We start from the raw sequence: 16,471 nt of genomic DNA on the forward strand, positions 1-16,471 counted from the left end.
TAAGCATTATGGTCGATAGAAGTGATTAGAGTGACGGCGTAGATGTCGTGTTAATGCGACGATAAAGCCAGGTAAAATCCCGATTGCAGCGACGCCAACAAAAATCCAGGCAAAGTGGTGCTGGACGAATGGGAGACGGCCGAAGTAGTAGCCAAGGACACTACCAACAGTGACCCACAATGCGACGCCAATAACGTTTAAAATCGCAAATCGACGTTCGCTCATCTTCGTTGAACCAGCTAAGAGTGGGACAAATGTGCGGATGAGTGGCACGAAACGGCCGAAGATGACGGCGCGACCGCCATATCGCTTAAAAAAATCACGGCCGCGTTCTAAGCCACCACGCAGATGACGATTAATGAATTTGAAGCGCAACAGCCAAGCGCCAATGCGAAAGTTTATCGTATCGCCCAATACTGCTGCAAAAAAGAAAATGGGGACTAAGATTTTAATGTCTAAATTTGATTGTGTCGCGGCCGCGATGGCGCTAGTCACAAAGATCAAAGATTCTCCAGGGAGCCATGGAAAAATCACCAAGCCGGTTTCCGCAAAGATCAGAAGAAACAAGGTGACGTAGCTCCAATCGCCCATCCAAGAGAAAAGCGGCAAAATGTATTCTTGTAAGTGACTCAAAATGTGAAAGAGTTGTGACATGCACTGTCCTCCTCGTCGTCCTCCGATTACCCTTAAGTGTAGATAAAATAGGTATGAATAGCGAGACATCGGAGCTGACTTTGATGAATTTTTAGTTATGTGGATCATGATTGACCAAATTCAGTCGGTTGACTTACTCTGGCGGAACGCGCTCGTCTTCACTCGTGATGGCTTACGCTCTGATGTAAACGCGCTCGCCAGACTTAATCCTTTGGCGTGGTGGTGTTTAGGATCAGGCCAGTATGAATTGTACTTTGGTGCTTACACTAGCCCCAAAATTTAAGCGGGTGAACCGAAAGTAGACCAACCTGGACGTAGTAGGCATCGGCTCAGCCTGTGTACTTCCGGATTCAGAGCAGGCCCACGGCGTTCCAGCCGAACACCCGCAAAGTTCAGGTTGGTCGACAGTAATAACCTTGTAAAAGGGGGAATCTAACGCCAATTTTTGACACCCGCCCACGCAAAGGTAACGCCATCGATTCATACCAATCAGTTTACTTAACCACCCTAATTGAGCTATAATATTTAGTACGATTTTTCGCTGATTAACTTTGATTTTAAGTGAATCAAGGGGGACCATAGACAAGATGGAGGGCGATCACGTGACTGACTCAGCCGAGCAACAAGAACAAGTGCATCTAGATGGTGTCATTGGAAAAATTAAGGTTGCGCAACAGGTCGCTAGTGAGGATATTGCCACTGCGGCCCGAGACCGAAAAGATATTGAACGGGCATTTGGCGAGGTTCATCTAAATACAGGTAGCTATGAAGGCATGACGGATACTGCCATGTCATTACGTGCACAACAACAAATGCTTGATGAACGCCAGAATAGCTGGCAACATGCCACGCAACGGTTAGACGTGTTGCAGAAGTTAGAACAGACGCCATATTTTGCCCGAATTGATTTTCAAGAAGGTCCAACTGGTAAGCCAGAGACAATTTACATTGGCCTGGGTTCGTTTGCCGACTCACCAGATCACTTTTTGATTTACGATTGGCGGGCGCCAATCTCTTCAATTTATTATGATGGTGGCCTGGGCGACATTACGTATCAGACTCCTGATGGTCCACAAACTGTGGATGTGAAGTTAAAACGTCAATTTCAGATTAAAGATGGCGTGATTGTGACGATGTTTGATACCGATGAAGTTGTCGGTGACTCGATGTTGATGGAGGCGTTAGGCAATGCCTCCGATACTAAGATGAAGAGTATTGTGACCACCATTCAAAAAGAACAAAATCAGATTATTCGAGACACCAATTCTGATCTCCTATTTGTTCAGGGAGCAGCTGGATCTGGGAAGACGGCAGCTGTGCTTCAGCGAGTGGCCTGGTTGCTGTATCGGTATCGGGGAAATTTGACCGCTGGACAAGTGGTTTTGTTTTCACCTAATCAGTTGTTTAACGATTACATCAATCAAGTATTACCTGAATTAGGTGAACAAAACATGGTGCAGATGACATACTTGCAGTACACCAATCGCCGTCTGCCGAAAATTCAAGTTGAAACATTGCAACAACGTTTTGAAGCAACAACGGATGATCAGTTTCGTGCGGTAAATACGTTAAAGGGGAGCCTTAACTACTTTAACGTGGTCACAGAGTACGCAAATCATTTGGAACAAGCGGACATGCGTTTTCGTGATATTAAATTTCGTGATCAAGTCTTCATCAGTAAGGAAAAAATTGCAGAAATTTATTATTCATTCAACGAAAATTATCATTTGGCCAATCGATTATCAGCAACGCGTGAGGAGCTCATTAAGATCTTGAATCGCCGTATTTCAACGGAGATTCGCGACAAATGGGTTGAAGAAGCAGTGCAGAATTTGACCCGTGAAGAAGTCGATACCATGTTTGGAGATCAACCACGTGAATTCGATAGCCAAGATAAAGAGTATCGTTTCTTAGCGCGACAAATCGTGATGAAGGCGTTTAAACCCGTTCAATTGGCCATTTCACGGAGTCGGTATTTGAACATTAACGCGCAATACGCACACTTTTTGCGTCATGTACCGGCCATGCTTGACTTATCCGCGCAAGGAATCAGTGAAGCACAGTGGCAAGCAAGTGTTGAAGCGACGTTATCAGGTTACCGAAACCATCAGCTTTCATTAGCTGACACCTCTGCTTATCTATACTTATACGATATGATGACTGGCAAAAAAGGTGAGAAAGCAATTCGTTTTGTCTTCATTGATGAAGTGCAGGATTATTCGGCCTTTCAATTAGCTTTTCTGAAGTTTAGTTTTCCACGGGCTAAATTTACATTACTCGGTGATTTAAACCAGGCAATCTTCACACAAGAAAACAGCCGGACATTGCTCAGTGAACTATCAACGATGTTTGATCCAGAAAAGACGCGGGTTGTTCAGCTAACGAAATCCTATCGGTCGACCCAACAGATCACGGATTTCACGAAGGCCTTGTTAGTCGATGGGGAACAAATTACGGCGTTTAATCGGGCAGGTAATAAACCGATTGTCTCGGTAGCACCAACTCAATCCGCACAAGAACAGCGGCTATTGACACAACTGAGTGCTAACGACCAAGCCCATGAGACGACCGCTATTATTGGGAAAACATTAGCGGCCTGTGAAGCGGTCGCCGATCAATTGAAGGCCGCCGGAGTGAAGGCTACACTGATTCGAACGGAAAATCAGCGCTTAGTCCCGGGAACTTTAATTGTCCCAGCGTATCTAGCAAAGGGGTTAGAGTTTGACGCGGTGATCGTGTGGGATGCTTCTAAGAAAGTTTACTATGACGAAAGTGAGCGGCAATTGCTCTACACGATCTGCTCGCGGGCGATGCACCAATTAACATTGCTCGCAACTGGTGAATTAACGCCATTAATGGATCGTGTGCCAGCAGCGTTGTATACGCGAGAAACAGTCACTGCGTAACGCGTGAAATCAAAATAACAACGGGTGTGAAGCCGCTTTCAAAAAGTGGTTTCACACCCGTTTTGCTATGGTATACTGAACAGGAATTTTTAAAAACGTGGGGCAAGCAAATGGCTGAACAACTTGATAATTATGACCAATTTAAACGTGATCAGTGGCAAACATTATTCGATGCTGAGTCTGTACCATTAGATGAGATTGATTTGGAACAAATACGCTCATTAAATGACCGTATTTCATTGGACGATGTGCGCGAAATTTACATGCCATTGGTGCATTACATTCTATTGAAGTACCGGGATTTCCAACGGGCTAATGATGAACGTAGTGATTTTTTGCGCGTTTCTCACCGGCATGTGCCCTTTTTAATCGGGATTGCTGGGTCAGTTGCCGTTGGAAAGTCGACAACTGCTCGGCTATTAGCCTTGCTATTACGACACTTATACCCGCAACTAAAAGTGCAACAAATCACCACTGATGGGTTTTTATACCCTAATGCCGTGTTAGAGGCGAAAGGGATTGCCGATGACAAGGGGTTTCCAGATAGTTATGACATGCCCCGACTGATTCAATTTTTAAATGATGTCAAACAATCTAAGCCTCATGTCCAAGCACCTAAGTATTCACATCAGGTGTATGACGTGATTCCTAATGAGTATGACGAAATCGATCAACCAGACATTTTAATTGTTGAAGGCATCAACGTCTTACAATTACCTTCGCAAGCTGAAATTTTTGTCAGTGACTTTTTTGACTTCTCCCTCTATGTAGATGCGGATCCGCAATTAGTTGAGCATTGGTTCTTGGAACGGTTCAATATTTTGCTGAATTCTGCATTCAACGATCCCACTAATTTTTATCATGAATTGGCGACTGGATCACGAGAAGATGCATTTCTATATGCACGACAGGTCTGGGATGATGTTGATTTGCGCAACCTGAAAGCGTACATTCTGCCAACGCGTAATCGGGCTAACGTCATTTTGCATAAAGTCAGGCATCATACCATTGATGCTGTCTATCTGCGGAAGTATTGAAGCTGGTTGTCCAGACCAGTAGAGCCTTGTTGGGTGAGTGTGATCATCTTGACTGGGCTTTTTTGTTTTGAAAAAGCCAAAAGCAGGCGACGATAGCTGATTTTTTGGTATGATAGAACGAATTTAACAGATATGGAAAGGGGGCGGTTAGATGTCAGAATTGCCGGTAGTTAATCGTAAACGGACGTTCAATTGGCCGTTGTTTTTAAGTCCGTTCATTTCACGACTCGGAGATGCGTTGTATATCTTTGGATTAAATTGGTTCATTGTTAAGGCCACAGGGACTGCCTCTTTACTGGGAATTGTTCAAGGGATTGGCGGAATTGTGTTGGTCGTGGCTGATTTATTAGCGGGGCCGTTGGTTGACGGCATGAATCGTAAAATGGTCATGTTTTGGTCAGATGTTTTGAGTTTTATTGCTTGTTTACTAATGGCCTTAATTGTCGATGTCAATCATCCAGTGTTTTATCAGCTGGTACTGTTAACGGTGATTTTAGACATTGGTCTAGGTTTCAACTTTCCAGCGGCCAAAGCATTGGTGCCAGAATTGATTGAAACGTCAGCGCTACAACGCTTTAATGCTTTGTCTAACACGTCAATTAATCTGGCAGATATTTTTGCCCCACTATTGGGTGGCGCGTTACTCGCCATTAAATGGGTCAATTTCCGCGAGTTTCTGTTTATTAATGCGGCCTCGTTTTTGTTGTCTATCGCACTGGTGTTAGGCATTTCATATCGTTATCAACCGGAACGCCGTCAGCGATTGTCAATATGGTCAAGTCTCACTAGCGGTTTTAAATATGTGTTAGGCAAATCATTATTGGTTCAGATGGTCGTTGTTGACAGTGTCGTGAATATTTTCTATGCCGCCTTTAATTTATTATTACCATATGATGTTAAACATTATTTCAATGGTGATGAGCACTTATATAGTTACTTAATGGCGGTGATGGCAATTGGCGGCATGCTCGGAGGCCTGAGTCTGATCCGCTCACAAAAAGTACGCACCATGAATCAAATTGAACATGAGATCTATTTACTCGCGGCGGTGATGTTGATTGCCGGCGTGTGGCGACCATATTTGGTGTTGCTGGTCGTTACTGGCATCTATGGCTTTTTGATTTCACGAATCGGCGTTAGTTTATACACCTTAGTGCAAGATCAAACGGAAGTGGCCTATTTAGGACGAGTTTTCGGAATTTGGTTTATCTCCGTTGATTTTATGCATCCGGTTGGTAACTTTATCTTCGGGTTTATTATCGATTGGTTGGGCGAAGGTACCTTTATTTTAATGGGTGTGACTTTAGCTATGGCAATTTTCGTCATTAGTTGGCTTTTTTCACGGCGCCAGTCAGAATCCTAGCTTTTTAACTTAAACGAGACGAACGATGATGCATTTTGCAATTTGCTTGCAAAATGCATCTTTTTATGTGGTCAGTTAAACCGCTATGTCATCGCAATAAGAGCCGTAAAGAGGTCTGAAAACAATTGTCCACAAGTAACTGATAAGTCGATAAATTGTTAGGGGCACAAGACGTTTCACGAATTGGGTTATATTACGAAATGTTTCAGATATCGGAATATATGACATTTACGGCTGAATTTGTAATGTTTACGGTATTCTTCTGTTATTTACAATCTGTATAGTGGTCATCGTTAAGTTATTGTTATTAAAGAAATCTTAACTCACCATTACGAGTTAATTAGCCAGCATGTAACCAATCCTGGTTACATCAAACAACCTTAGGAGTGAAATTTTAGCATATGAAGATCAAACAATTAGTCTTGTCTACTGCTAGCGCAACCGCATTACTTGGTTTAGGGAGTGTCGTCGCAAATGCTGACACCAATATCACTGTTAAAAGTGGTGACACGGTTTCTAAGTTAGCTGCTGAAAACAACAGTACTGTTGAAGCCATTGTAAACGCGAACCACTTGCAAAATGGTGGGAACTTAATCTTTGTTGATCAATCACTGACTGTTCCTGATGCCGATGGTGCTAACACTGCTGCCTCGACCCAGCAACAAACGCAGACAACAGCTACGCAACAACCAGCTGCTGCAGTACAGCAAGCAACAACCACTCAAGCACAAACCGCTGCTCCTGCAGCCCCAGCGGTTTCTGGTTCTGATTCAGCAGCCCAAGCTTACATTGCTGCTCGCGAATCTGGTGGTTCATACACAGCCGTTAATGGTCAATACTACGGCAAATACCAACTTAGTTTAGACAAGTTGGGCGGCGACTTATCACCAGCTCATCAAGAAGCTGTTGCAACGCAATACGCTGATTCTCGTTACGGTTCATGGGCCGGCGCCCAAGCCTTCTGGGAAGCAAACGGTTGGTGGTAAGCAACTTGGCGTAAGCCAATAATTAAGTCTATTGATTAAGGGTCGTCCAGTGATGGACGGCCTTTTTAGTGTCTTGAAATAAGTTGGCTGATTTTCTCACGAGTTTTATTTGCGTTTGAGTACCCTCTAAGGTGCATAATAATGTTTATATTTATTTATAGGAAGAAGGAACTGCAATGAAGGGACGCTTTGGCTTTATCAGCATCGTCTTGTTTGGCCTAAATGCCATCATTGGCTCAGGAATTTTTTTGTTGCCAAATACCGCAATGAAATTAATCGGCCCAGCTAGCTTATTAGTCTTTGTATTTGACATGCTTTTAGTGATCAGTATTGCATTTTGTTTTGCAGAGGATGCAAGCTTGTTTCGTGAAAACGGCGGCCCGTACGTCTATGCAAAAGCCGCATTTGGTGATTTTATTGGTTACGAAGTTGGTTTTATTATCTGGGTGATTAGTATTATTGCCTGGGCGACTATGGCAGCAGGATTAGCGACCGCTTTGGGCGCTTTATGGCCAGTGTTAGCGCAACCAGTGTGGCACGCAACGATTATTACGGGTCTCTTAGTTGGGTTAGGACTAATTAATATTCTCGGTGTTAACGTCACCAAATGGTTGAATGATGTTGTCACTGTGGCCAAAATGGTTCCGCTAGTGTTTTTTGTCGCAATTGGGCTCTTTTTCATGCATGCGGGTAATTTTACGCCGTTTTTTCCGCATGGGCATTATGCAACCGGATCATTTGGTCAAGCGGCAATTGTGATGTTTTATGCGTTTACCGGTTTTGAGGCCATTGTTATTGCCGCCGAAGCCATGAAAAATCCCCAACATGATGTGCCGCGAGCGATCATCACTGTCATGGGTCTGGTGGCGTTGTTGTACTTTTTAATTCAAACCGTCTCGATTGGTATCTTGGGACCACGATTGGCGACAACGACGGCACCGATGCAAACAGCTTTGTCAGCGATTCTAGGACCAGTTGGCAAAGCAATTATTGGTGCGGGGACTGTGATCTCGATTACCGGCATTGCCATTGCACAGTCATTTACGGTACCGCGTAGTGGTCAAGCGATGGCGGATAACGGCGTGATGCCGAGGATTGTTGGTCACCTGAATCGGCGTGGTGTACCTGATGTTGCGGTCATCATTTCGGTTCTATTAGCATTGCCACTGGCCTTGACGGGCACATTTAGTACGTTAGCTGCCATTTCAGTTGTCTCGCGATTTGCTCAATACTTGCCGACGATTTTAGCGGTGTTGGTCTTTCGTCGAACGCGTCCAAATCAACCACGAGCCTTTCGGGTTCCGTTTGGACCAGTGATTCCCATTATTGCAGTATTGGTTTCATTTTGGTTACTAGCGCAGGCGCAATTGGTGAACTTGATTTGGGGACTGGGTGCCTTGGTGGTTGCAATCCCCTTTTATTTCTTAACGCGTAACCGGCGCCGTGAACTTGAACAGCAACAAAATCAGCATCGATAAATAATCAGAGCGAAACAAGCCGGGTGATGTCGAGCACTAGCTGAGACTGACTGGTTGGCGCTCTTTGCCAATTAGGCAGGCTGGGCTAGGCACAGACATCAGGCTTGGGTAGCTCGACAAATACAATAAACCGCTCAGTCAAGGGATCAAGTGGCTGAGTGGTTTTTAACTATACCAATTATAAAAATAGACGGATTTTTGGTTAACAATGTGGCTTTTCGTCAACAAAATAATGGCAAAATACAACCGTGTGCTAAAATATAGACCAATGTGATAAACATCTTGATAGTTATGGACATAAAACGGTATTCCAATTTTAACGGTTCATGAATTTTTAAGCTAATTATCATCATTATCACCATTTTATTCTTGCTGACTTATGATGAGACCGCTATTGTATCAAACATAGACCAAAAGCACCGGTCGTGATTTACTCGCCGGATTGTTAAAAGAAAAGGATGATGAATTTATGTTTGATTCAATTGACCAATTAGCGGTAAATAGTGTGCGGACGTTAAGTCTCGACGCCATTGATCGGGCACAGTCAGGTCACCCTGGATTACCAATGGGAGCTGCACCAATGGCTTATACGTTGTGGAGCCGCCATCTGACCGTTAATCCAAAAGATTCACACTGGTTTAATCGTGATCGCTTTGTTTTGTCAGCTGGTCATGGATCAGCGATGTTATACAGTCTGTTGCATTTAAGTGGCTACAAGGTTTCAATGACTGATTTAAAACATTTTCGCCAGTTGGGCAGTAAGACGCCAGGGCACCCAGAGTATGGCTGGACGGATGGCGTTGAAGCCACGACTGGCCCACTAGGACAGGGGCTAGGGATGGCTGTTGGCATGGCGATGGCTGAAGAACACTTAGCGGCAACCTACAACCGGCCGGGCTTTAACGTTGTTGATCATTACACGTACACGCTGGTCGGTGATGGTGACTTGATGGAGGGGATTTCCCACGAAGCGGCAAGTCTGGCCGGTCGTTTGAAACTGGGCAAATTAATTGTGTTATATGATTCCAATGACGTTTCACTCGACGGTCCCTTGTCGAATGCATTTAACGAAAATATTCATCAACGGTTTGAAAGTTATGGTTGGGACTACCACCGCGTGGGGGATGGCAATGACCTAAACGCGATTGATCATGCGATTAAACAAGCGCAAGCCGCTGAAGATCGCCCATCTATTATCGAAGTCAAAACAACCATTGGCTATGGTTCACCACAAGCAGGCACCAATAAAGTTCATGGCGCGCCGTTGAGTGAAACAGCTTTAGCTGCCACTAAAGAAACCTACGATTGGCCATACGCGCCGTTTTACGTTCCAGGCGAAGTGTATGAACGCTTTTATCGTTCGATTCGACGTCGTGGGCATAAGGCTGAGGCACAATGGAACCACATGATGGAAAGCTATGCGATGCAATATCCTGAATTGGCGGCCTATTTTGCGGATGATGTGCGTCAAATTAAGAGTGTTGATCTCAGTGATTTAACCGATGACTATGAACTTGGCGATGCTGAAGCTACGCGGTTGACCTCCGCCAAGGTGTTGCAGACATTAGGTAAGCGAGAACACTCATTGTGGGGTGGCTCGGCTGATTTGTTTGCTTCCAATAAGACTGATTTGAAGGATAATGGTCGGTTTGATGTGGATAACGCGGTCAATCGTAATTTGTGGTTTGGCGTGCGGGAATTTGCAGAAGGTTGTGCCATGAACGGGATTGCGCTGCATGGCGGTACACGGGTGTATGGCAGTACCTTTATGGTCTTTTCAGATTACATGCGCGGGGCGATTCGTTTGGCGGCTCTGCAGAAGTTACCGGTCACTTATGTCTTCACGCACGATTCAATCGCGGTTGGGGAAGATGGGCCAACGCATGAACCGATTGAACAACTGGCCGCATTGCGTGCGATGCCTGGGCTTTCGGTGATTCGACCGGCCGATGCCAATGAAACGATTGCGGCATGGCAGCAGGCGATGGGAACCCATGATCGCCCAACAGCGTTAATTCTATCTCGTCAAACCCTACCCGTTCTAGCTGGGGCTAAACTGCATCCAGAAGGGGTGAGCCGTGGGGCCTACGTGATTTCACCACAAAAAGGGGGCACGCCAGATGGGATCTTAATCGCAACTGGGTCAGAGGTTCAATTAGCGATCATTGCCCAACAGCGATTAGTAGATCGTGGTGAGGATGTCAGCGTTGTTTCAATGCCAAGTATGGATCTGTTCGACGCCCAACCAGAATCTTACCGTGAAACAGTCTTGCCTCATGATGTGCGAAATCGTGTGGCGATTGAAATGGGTCGGACCACAGATTGGGGCAAGTATGTCGGGCTAGATGGGAAAGTGATCGGGATCGACAGCTTTGGCCTGAGTGGTAAGGGTAGCGAAGTGGTCAAACGTTTCCACTTTACTACTGATACGATTGTCGACACCTATGCATCATTAGTGAACACACGGTTACATGCTTTGTCAGACTTTGCTTCAACGAGATAAACAATCTAGATCAAAAAGAGTGTTTGGGTTTTGTCCCAAACACTCTTTTTTGGTCGCTTTAATTATTCACTGCTATCGGCATCTCCCTCAGTATTTAGATTGAATCAATTCATATGGGTATTAGTATTTTGTTGCTGTGGATTAACCACGCTTCTTGGAGCTTCTTGCAACATGTCTTGACTGATACTGCGGCGGTTTAAGTTTTATCGTACATTAAAGAAAATATTCAAAATTGAAATATAACATTTTGTGCATTATACTACCTCATAAGGAAAGCTAATATTTTTATAATTCGTGAATGAAATCACTTATTTTTTCTTCTGGGGGGAAGAATCATGATAAAAACAATATCGAGTCACCTAGTTAAATCTTGGTTAGTTGTGGAGACCTATAACGACCCTAATGCCAAAAAACAGCCTATCGACCGATACGGCTATTGAGCCAGAGTCTGTCACTGTTGAGTAAATGGAGGAATACAAAATGAGTAGACGATCAAACCAGTTTCTAATAACAAAAAGGGCAAATAAATTTTGGCTGTTTTCGGCTACGCTAAGTTTGGCTTTTACAGGTTTTCTAGCAACCTCTATGAAGGTACAGGCGAGTAATCAACTAACACAACAACCCCTCGAGACGAATAACCATATATTGAATTTTACTACAGCATTATCATCTGGGATATCGAGTACAAATTCAGACAAGTCCAGTTCAGCTGATTCTTCGGCTACTAGTTCGGTCAACTCCAGTTTAGCTGATTCTTCGGCTACTAGTTCGGCCAACTCCAGTTTAGCTGATTCGTCAGCGACTAGTTCCGTTAACTCCAGTTCAGCTGATTCGTCAACCACTAGTTCTGCTAACTCTAGTTCGGCCGATTCGTCAGCTACTAGTTCGGCTGACTCTTCAGTTACTAGCTCAGCTACTTCTTCTTCAGCAACAAGTGATGCAAAGGTTGATCATGGTGTCGTTTACCTAGAAGAAGATGGAACTGTAGTCGCGACAATTTCTAAACAAGAATTCAATCATCCAGCATTAGATGTTCATGGATTCCCAATTTATGCCGGTCAATATCATGCCAGTTACTGGCACTCAGATACGCAAGACTATGGAATTTCCACCGATGATAACATTACCTTCGATTACCATATTCCGGTAATTTCATTAGCTGAATACAACAAGGAATATGATAGTATCACGACTACTTATAACTACATTGATCAAGCAACTGGTCAACAAGTTGGCTCTTGGGACTATATTTATATTCAAATTGTTTACAATGATTTTCAAAATATTCCGACTGGTTATCAACTTGCCAATCCACAGGAAACAATCGCCGAAGCAACAACCGGTAGGGTAAATAATGTTTATGTTACCAAAATTGATGGAGATAGTTCAGCTAGTTCTAGTTCAGCTGATTCGTCAGCGACTAGTTCGGCCAACTCTAGTTCAGCCGATTCGTCCGCTACTAGTTCTGCTAACTCCAGTTCAGCTGATTCGTCCGCTACTAGTTCCGTTAACTCTAGTTCAGCCGATTCGTCCGCTACTAGTTCGGCCAACTCCAGTTCAGCTGATTCTTCAACGACTAGTTCTGCTAACTCCAGTTCAGCCGATTCTTCCGCTACTAGCTCGGCTAACTCCAGTTCAGCCGATTCTTCCGCTACTAGTTCTGCTAACTCCAGTTCAGCTGATTCTTCCGCTACTAGCTCGGCTAGCTCCAGTTCAGCCGATTCTTCAACGACTAGTTCTGCCAACTCCAGTTCAGCTGATTCGTCAACGACTAGTTCTGCTAGCTCCAGTTCAGCCGATTCGTTAGCTACTAGTTCTGCTAACTCTAGTTCAGCCGATTCGTTAGCTACTAGTTCTGCTAACTCCAGTTCAGCCGATTCTTCCGCTACTAGTTCCGCCAACTCCAGTTCAGCCGATTCGTCCGCTACTAGTTCCGCCAACTCCAGTTCAGCTGACTCGTCAGCTACTAGTTCCGTTAACTCTAGTTCGGTCGATCCTTCCGCTACTAGTTCCGCCAACTCCAGTTCGGCTGATTCGTCCGCTGCTAGTTCCGTTAACTCTAGTTCAACTGATTCGTCCGCTACTAGTTCCGCCAACTCCAGTTCAGCTGATTCGTCAGCTACTAGTTCCGTTAACTCTAGTTCGGTCGATTCGTCCGCTGCTAGTTCCGCCAACTCCAGTTCAGCTGATTCGTCAGCTACTAGTTCCGTTAACTCTAGTTCGGTCGATTCGTCCGCTGCTAGTTCCGCTAACTCCAGTTCGGCTGATTCGTCCGCTACTAGTTCCGCCAACTCCAGTTCGGCTGATTCGTCCGCTGCTAGTTCCGTTAACTCTAGTTCAGCTGATTCTTCGGCTACTAGCAACAATTTAACCACCAGTTCTGACACCTCTGTGGCTAATAATCGGTCAGCCAAGCCGGTCACAACGACACCACAAGACGTAATCAAAGATCCGGCTGGGGTTAATCGGCTAGATGCATCACATTTACATTCATCATTGAATCCAAAATCTGCGTTACCGAAGACAAGCACCACTCACCGCGATTCAATTGACCAGCAAGTTGAGTTGTTTGCGATCTTGGCCGCTGCGACATTGACTGTCTTTCCAGTTAGAAAACGCAAATAGCTTTTCATCAACTGTTGCATTATGAAAAAAATCTCCTTGTCTTTCAGCTAACCGGTTTTAGAAACGGACGGCTGAGAAGGTGAGGAGATTTTTTATAGTCAGACTCAAATTAACATGTTCGTGGTTGTTCGACACCACCGGCTTGCCCTCAGATTTTGTCGGGTTCCACAAGCGGGATTAATTGGTTAAGACCGCCAGCCGCTCAGACTACGAACTATATCAAGCAGTCAGTGTATGAAATTGATTATTAGAATTGAGGGCGAATCCAAGCAAAATTAGGCAGCTAATCACCGTTCAATTTTGAACGAGAATTAACTGCCTAATTAGTAAATTTATTTAATGCAAACTTTTGGAGTAAACGTCACTTTCTGGATTGAAGAAAGGTGATTTCTTGGTGATCACCAGTGTTAAGATGACATTTTACTTCAAATTTGCCACAGCCTTTTTAATCAGTTGGCTTTGGAATTGAGCGGCATATTGTTTGCTCAATTGTTGTTGCTTAGCTTGGTTATTGGCCAAACTAGGATCTTTTGCGATGGCGGCTTGCATCTGTTGCTTAACGAATGCAGCGGCCTGTTGTTTGACTTGCGCTTGGGCAGCAGGGGTCTGCTGTTTAGCCATTTGTGCTTTCAGCTGTTTGGCTTGCGTTGTTGATAAGTGTACCCAGTCATTAGGTAGATGGAACGTGTTCGTTCGTTTAATCAATTCGTGGTTATTATTAGCGACGTTAAACCACAATTTGGTCGCGTTGTTCTTGTAGACCCACCGCGTTTCTTTGGTGGTTAAAGTAGCCGTTGAAGCAGTCGTTGACTTGACGTGGTTAAACGTATTTTCGTTAACCTGCGTATGACCGGGCTTCTTTTGACCCTTTTTGGTCGCATAAATCTGCGTATTTTCGGTGCCTTTAGTACCAATATTTTGATAAAGCATCATGTTCATTTTGCCGGTTGGATCGGCGGAATAGATGACTTTAGTTGTAGTGGTGGTCACTTTCTTCATGCCAAAGTGATCGTGATCGTTTAAGTTGATCATGAGTAAGGATGGAATGAGGAAGACAAGCGCCAACAACGTCCCAACCGTTCGCCAGATAACTGGTTTAATGTAGACAAAACAAACGAAAAAGGCGATGGCACCGAGAACTAAGGTGACTAAAATCATTAGGCTTCACCTCCATTATCAGTGGCTGCAGGAGTCTTTAAGCCGTCTGTGTTCGCTTGAGTGACGTGAGTTGAAGCTCGTTTGGATCCCTTAAGGAAGAAAGCCAAGACAAAGCCGAGAATACAAAAGCCGATCGCTACCCAAAAAGTTGCGTGGTAACCGCTTAAGGTTGCATTAATCGCACGAACCTTGTAGACCAGCGGGGTCTGAGTAAGCACGTGGTGGGCAGGCATGGCGTTCTTAGTGACGTTTGAAAGAACTGAAACCATGACGGCAGTCCCGATGGAAGTAGCCACCTGCCGGGTTGTGTTGTTAACCGCGGTTCCGTGAGAGATCAAATCAAAGGACAGCGCGTTCATCCCAGCCGTCGTCACTGGCATCATGACCATGGAAATCCCAAACATGCGAACCGCGTACAAGAAAGTTACGTAGATCGTTGGCGTGGTTTTGGTGATCATGACAAAAGGTAAAGTACCCGCGGTTAGAAGAAATAGCCCAGCGATAGCGAGACGCCTAGCACCAATTCGGTCGAAAGTTTGGCCGGTGATGGGACTCATTACCGCCATCATCAGGGCACCCGGTAAAAGGGTTAGTCCAGAATGAAAGGCACTCATCCCATGAACAATTTGCAAGTACAATGGTAAGACCATTTCAACCCCAGTCATGGCAATCATCACGACAGAACTTAGAATTGCGGCAATGGTAAATTCGCTAGACTTAAAGACACGTAGTTGAAGGAAAGGGTGGTCCATAGTCAACTGGCGCCAAACGAATAAGGCAATGATGATAACGCCAAGCACGAGTGTTGAAATGACCTTCACAGATGTCCACCCATCGTCCCCAACGGATGAGAAGCCATATAATAATGAACCAAATCCAAGTGTCGACATCGCAACAGATAGCCAGTCTAGTCGTGGCTTGGTTGTTTCGATAACCGACTTCATAAAGAATAATGCGCCGACAATGACAACGGCCACGATCGGAATAATCATGCCAAATAAATCACGCCATTGATATTGATCAATGACCCATCCAGATAGAGTTGGTCCAATAGCAGGTGCAACCCCGATAACAATTCCGGCCAATCCCATGGCGGCACCACGAGAACTAGCGGGGAAAATCGTTAGCATCAGAGTCTGTAACAATGGCATCGCAATCCCGACCCCCACGGCTTGCACCAAGCGTCCGGTAAGCAAGGCACCATAGCTTGGCGCAGTGAAGGCGATGATTGTCCCAATTTCAAAGATCGCCATCGCGGAGATGTACAGCCATTTTGAATTAAAACGACTTGATAAGTAAGCAGAGATCGGAATCATGATCCCGTTGACCATTAAGAAACCAGTGGTTAGCCACTGAACGGTCGAAGTAGAAATATCGAAGGCTTTCATCAAAGTTGGGAAAGCGGTCGTTAAAATAGTTTGATTCAGGACGGTACAAAATGTCCCAATTAGCAAAACGACAACCATTAAGGCACGGTTATACGGTTTGCCGTTGGTATCGACGGCTTTTGCCATAGGAGTTCCTTCTTTCATTACAAAATTCATGTTTAAAAAGCACGAGGATTAATATAAGACTTCATGTGATTAGTGTCAAGCAAGTTGACAATGATATTTCAAAATATATAATAGTTCAAGGAAATGTCAGTACTTTGGATGATTAACTAAGACATCAGTCCTTTAGAAAATAGCACTAAGGATAATTATATTTTTTATATATTAGTCATAACAGATTCATTAACTAAAAAGCTACTAAACGTCAATA

The 16,471-nt window shown here is 44.5% G+C and carries 11 protein-coding genes; 7 read left to right on the plus strand and 4 right to left on the minus strand.

Annotation, left to right across the window (positions count from 1 at the left end):
• Nucleotides 1-6: 6 nt before the first annotated feature.
• Nucleotides 7-654, minus strand: a complete 648-nt coding sequence (locus ACYQ0Y_RS08240) for a VTT domain-containing protein (protein WP_407883200.1) — start codon at nucleotides 652-654, stop codon at nucleotides 7-9.
• Between the two features lie 587 nt (nucleotides 655-1,241).
• Here ACYQ0Y_RS08240 and helD point away from each other — a divergent pair.
• From helD to tkt, 6 genes are all read left to right on the plus strand, one after another.
• Nucleotides 1,242-3,560, plus strand: a complete 2,319-nt coding sequence (gene helD, locus ACYQ0Y_RS08245) for an RNA polymerase recycling motor HelD (RefSeq protein WP_407883201.1) — start codon at nucleotides 1,242-1,244, stop codon at nucleotides 3,558-3,560.
• A 110-nt stretch (nucleotides 3,561-3,670) separates the two neighbouring features.
• On the plus strand, nucleotides 3,671-4,597 hold the full coding sequence (coaA, locus tag ACYQ0Y_RS08250; RefSeq protein ID WP_407883203.1) for a type I pantothenate kinase: 927 nt from the start codon (nucleotides 3,671-3,673) through the stop codon (nucleotides 4,595-4,597).
• Nucleotides 4,598-4,748: 151 nt separating this feature from the next.
• Complete coding sequence (locus ACYQ0Y_RS08255) at nucleotides 4,749-5,960, plus strand: MFS transporter (RefSeq protein ID WP_407883205.1); 1,212 nt, start codon at nucleotides 4,749-4,751, stop codon at nucleotides 5,958-5,960.
• 401 nt (nucleotides 5,961-6,361) lie between these two features.
• A complete protein-coding gene (gene apf, locus ACYQ0Y_RS08260) occupies nucleotides 6,362-6,946 on the plus strand; it encodes an aggregation-promoting factor (protein WP_407883207.1) in 585 nt (194 codons plus the stop codon).
• A gap of 176 nt (nucleotides 6,947-7,122) precedes the next feature.
• A complete protein-coding gene (locus ACYQ0Y_RS08265; protein WP_407883209.1) occupies nucleotides 7,123-8,424 on the plus strand; it encodes an APC family permease in 1,302 nt (433 codons plus the stop codon).
• 469 nt (nucleotides 8,425-8,893) lie between these two features.
• Nucleotides 8,894-10,927, plus strand: coding sequence for a transketolase (gene tkt, locus ACYQ0Y_RS08270; RefSeq protein ID WP_407883210.1), 2,034 nt, complete (start codon nucleotides 8,894-8,896; stop codon nucleotides 10,925-10,927).
• A gap of 1,358 nt (nucleotides 10,928-12,285) precedes the next feature.
• On the opposite strand, the gene ACYQ0Y_RS08275 is transcribed toward tkt, so the two are convergent.
• Complete coding sequence (locus tag ACYQ0Y_RS08275) at nucleotides 12,286-13,302, minus strand: coiled-coil domain-containing protein (protein WP_407883212.1); 1,017 nt, start codon at nucleotides 13,300-13,302, stop codon at nucleotides 12,286-12,288.
• 16 nt (nucleotides 13,303-13,318) lie between these two features.
• Between ACYQ0Y_RS08275 and ACYQ0Y_RS08280 the strand changes: the two genes are divergently transcribed.
• On the plus strand, nucleotides 13,319-13,552 hold the full coding sequence (locus tag ACYQ0Y_RS08280) for a hypothetical protein (protein WP_407883214.1): 234 nt from the start codon (nucleotides 13,319-13,321) through the stop codon (nucleotides 13,550-13,552).
• Between the two features lie 420 nt (nucleotides 13,553-13,972).
• On the opposite strand, the gene ACYQ0Y_RS08285 is transcribed toward ACYQ0Y_RS08280, so the two are convergent.
• Nucleotides 13,973-14,710: a DUF4811 domain-containing protein gene (locus ACYQ0Y_RS08285; protein ID WP_407883216.1), complete on the minus strand. Its 738-nt coding sequence runs from the start codon at nucleotides 14,708-14,710 to the stop codon at nucleotides 13,973-13,975.
• Nucleotides 14,710-16,224: an MDR family MFS transporter gene (locus ACYQ0Y_RS08290; RefSeq protein ID WP_407883218.1), complete on the minus strand. Its 1,515-nt coding sequence runs from the start codon at nucleotides 16,222-16,224 to the stop codon at nucleotides 14,710-14,712. The genes ACYQ0Y_RS08285 and ACYQ0Y_RS08290 overlap by 1 nt, the downstream gene beginning before the upstream one ends.
• Nucleotides 16,225-16,471: the final 247 nt, after the last annotated feature.

The organism is Furfurilactobacillus curtus (genome assembly GCF_054657915.1).